Here is a 3,704-nt window from a genome sequence, read left to right on the forward strand (position 1 = left end):
CCCTCCCCCTCTCCTTCTCCGGAATCTCCCCATGAGCACGCCCCCCACTGACGACCCGCGCACGGCGCCCGAGGACACGGAAGCACGGACTCCGGAATCCTCCGGGCTCACCCGCCGGAGCATGCTCGCGCGCACCGGCGTCTCCCTGGCGACGGGCGCCCTGCTGATGAAGGGCCGCACGGCCCAGGCACAGTCGGACGTGCCCGGCGCGAAGCGCCCCCGGGAGAACTCCGCCGAGGACACGGGCGGTCGCGCCGCGAGGCAGACGCACCTGCCGCCCGGCAAGCCCGGACGTGACTACCGGCCCGTCGTGGTGCCGAACGGGGCCAGGCTGCCGTGGAAGGTCGTGGACGGCGTGAAGGTGTTCCACATGGTGGCGCAGGAGGTGGAGCACGAATTCGCTCCGGGCCTCAAGGCCACGTGCTGGGGCTACAACGGCCACGTGCACGGGCCCACCATCGAGGTGGTGGAGGGCGACCGCGTCCGCTTCTACGTCACCAACCGGTTGCCCGCGAGCACCACCGTGCACTGGCACGGCATCCTCCTGCCCAACGGCATGGACGGCGTGGGCGGGCTCAACCAGAAGTCCATCGCTCCGGGCGAGACCTACCGCTACGAGTTCACGGTGCGGCAGTCGGGCACGGGCATGTATCACTCGCACCACGACGAGATGACGCAGATGGCCCTGGGCATGGTGGGCATGTTCATCATCCATCCGCGCAAGCCGGTGGGCCCGCGCGTGGACCGCGACTTCGCCATCATGTTGCACGAGTGGCGCATCGACCCGGGCACGCAGCGCCCGGACCCCAACGAGATGACGGACTTCAACATCCTGACGATGAACGCCAAGGCGTTCCCGGGAACAGAGCCGCTGGTCGTCCGTCAGGGCGAGCGCGTGCGCATCCGCTTCGGCAACCTGAGCGCGATGGACCACCACCCCATCCACCTGCACGGCTACCAGTTCCTCATCACGGAGACGGACGGGGGCCGCATCCCCGAAAGCGCGCAGTGGCCGGAGACGACGGTGCTCGTTCCCACCGGAAGCACGCGCACCATCGAGTTCGTCGCGGACGAACCCGGTGACTGGGCCATGCACTGTCACATGACCCATCACGTGATGAACCAGATGGGCCACGGCCTGCCCAACCTCGTCGGCATGAAGCCCGGCGGCCTGGACGCGAAGGTGCGCCCGCTGTTGCCCGGCTACATGACCATGGGACAGACGGGCATGGGGGACATGGGCGGGATGAAGATGCCCGTGCCCGCCAACTCCATCGCCATGGTGGGCGGCAAGGGGCCCTACGACGAGATCACGATGGGCGGCATGTTCACCCTGCTCAAGGTGCGTCAGCGCCTGGAGGGCGAGGGAGACCCTGGCTGGTACACCCCTCCGCCGGGGACCCAGGCACAGCTGGCCCAGGTGGACGACCTGCGGCGCGACGGCATCGACGTGAACGCCCCGCCCCCAGCGGAACCAGGCGGGGGCCGACACGGCTGAGCCTTTGCCAGCCTTGGCAATCCCTTGCGGATGCCGCTCACGACCGCCACTTTTGGTGTCTGCTCAGAACAGGTCTTCTCTCCGCCACCTCGCTCGCTCTCCCGTGCCGCAGGTGCCAGTGCGGACAGCGAGCGGGGGATGTCGGAGAAAACGCCATGGTGAGCGTCGCGGAAATCATCCGAAGTCATCACGGCGAGATCATGCGCCTGTGGACGGAGGAGGCGACCCGGGCCGCATCTGCGCGAGGGCTGGACGCGCCTGAGTTCAGGAACATCATGCCGACCTACCTGGCCTCCCTCGCTGAAAAGCAGGAGCTCCCGCGCACGGGCGCCAGCGAGCAGCAGCGGCACGTCGAGAGCCACGTGTCCGCGCGGCTCCGCCAGGGGTTCCATGTGGCGGAGGTCGTGGAGGAGTTCGCCATCCTGGGACGGTGCATCACCCGGATGTGGGCCTCCGCTCCTCCTGAGAGCCAGCCAGACGCCCGCGACGTCGAGTGGCTCTTCACCGAGCTGCATGCCGCCACGACGTCCGTGACGGAGCTCTTCACCCAGCACCTGCTGGAGGACGAGCAGACGGAGAAGCGCTACCTGCGACTGCTCCAGAAGGTGGCGAGCGAGGCGCTGGCGGATGAGGCGACCCTGGGTAACCGCTTGAAGGAGGTCCTCGAGCTGATCTGCGAAGCCATGGGGGCCCAGAGCGTGGCACTGCTCCTGTACGACCCGAAGCGCCAGAAGCTCATGGCCACGGCCTCCGTCGGAGAGGCGGAGGAGTTGCTGGGGCAATACGCGGCTTCGCTGGACCTGTCGTCCTTCCCGGGACAGCTCGCGGCCGCGGGCGAGGAGACCCGCTCGCTCTGGGATGCCGAGACCACGACGGTCACGGTGAGCGATACGCTCCGCCGCAGCGGCATCCACTCCGTGCTCGGGGTCCGGCTTCCGCCCCACCAGACGCTGATGGGCGTCGTGTACGTGGGCGTCTCCGAGGCCCGGGATTTCACCGCCCGGGAGAAGACGCGGCTGCAGACACTGGGACAGAACCTGAGCATCCACCTGGAGACCTCCCGGCTGTACGCGGACCTCCAGGAGAAGGTGGACGCGCTGCGGGTGGAGCGGGACCTGCGGGAGCGGTTCGTCTCCGTCCTGGCCCATGACCTGCGCGGCCCGCTGGCGGCGGCGAAGATGAGCGCCCAGCTGCTCCTGCGCTCCCCCGAGAAGCTGGAGGAGCGGCGCGACCTGGCGCTGAAGATCGAGCGGAACCTCGAGCGCACGGACCAGATGGTCCGCGATCTGCTCGACGCCAACCGCATCCGTGCGGGCGAGCGGCTTCCGCTTCGACTCGAGGACTGCGACCTGGGCCATATCGCCCACGAGGTCGTGGAGGAGTTGAACTCCCTCCACGGAGATCATTTCGTCCTCAGGGCGGCGGACCACGTCCGGGGCCTCTGGAGCGCCGAGGAGCTGCGCCGGGCCTTGTGGAACCTGGGAAGCAATGCCTTCAAGTACGGCGCGCTCGGCCAGCGCATCACCTTCGTGGTCACCCAGACCCACGAGGTGGCACGCGCCTCCGTGCACAACTTCGGCCCGATGATTCCCCTGGCCGAACAGCAGCGCATCTTCCAGCCCTTCTCCCGGGCACGCTCCGCGCAGGCGGGCCCTGCGGCGGGCTGGGGGCTGGGACTGACGCTGGTCTGGGGCTGCGCCCAGGCGCACGGAGGAACGGTCGGCGTCACGAGCGAGGCCAACCGGGGGACGACCTTCACCCTGGAGCTGCCCCTGGACGCCCGGCCGTTCCAGGCCGCCGCGGCGTAGGCGGGAGCGAGCACACGGACGACCGCTCCGCGTTCTTTCGCGAGAACAGCGGCGGTGTGCTCGCGACATCCGCATCCTTGTGAGTGGGAAGGAGCAGGCACATGCGATTTTCGGAAAGCATCCTCCGCGGCCGCACGGTCGTCGCGGACGGAGGACAGACACTCGGGACCGTGGAGTCCCTGATCATCGACGATGCGAGCTGGAGGGTCGAGGCCCTCCAGGTGAAGTTGAACTCGGAGACCGCCGAACAGCTGGGCAAATACTGGAACTACTTCCACGCGGGGCGCATCGAGCTGCCCATCCGCCTGGTCCACTCGGTGAGTGACACGGTGCTCCTGGCCGCCACCGTGGAGGAGCTGCGACAGGTGCTCGCCTCCGAGTCCGGTTCCGAGCCCGCC

At 68.7% G+C, this 3,704-nt stretch carries 3 protein-coding genes; all 3 read left to right on the forward strand.

Features of this window, described 5'->3' with window-relative positions; translation table 11 throughout:
- Positions 1 to 31 precede the first annotated feature (31 nt).
- Positions 32 to 1,498, forward strand: coding sequence for a multicopper oxidase family protein (locus tag D7V97_RS41145; protein WP_233583562.1), 1,467 nt, complete (start codon positions 32 to 34; stop codon positions 1,496 to 1,498).
- 155 nt (positions 1,499 to 1,653) lie between these two features.
- Positions 1,654 to 3,306 carry a GAF domain-containing sensor histidine kinase gene (locus D7V97_RS41150; RefSeq protein ID WP_120616007.1) on the forward strand — a complete coding sequence of 551 codons (1,653 nt, stop codon included), beginning with the start codon at positions 1,654 to 1,656 and terminating at the stop codon, positions 3,304 to 3,306.
- Between the two features lie 101 nt (positions 3,307 to 3,407).
- A partial coding sequence (locus tag D7V97_RS41155) for a PRC-barrel domain-containing protein (RefSeq protein WP_147445206.1) occupies positions 3,408 to 3,704 on the forward strand: 297 nt, incomplete at its 3' end.

The organism is Corallococcus sp. CA053C (genome assembly GCF_003611675.1).
In the GTDB taxonomy this organism is placed as follows: domain Bacteria; phylum Myxococcota; class Myxococcia; order Myxococcales; family Myxococcaceae; genus Corallococcus.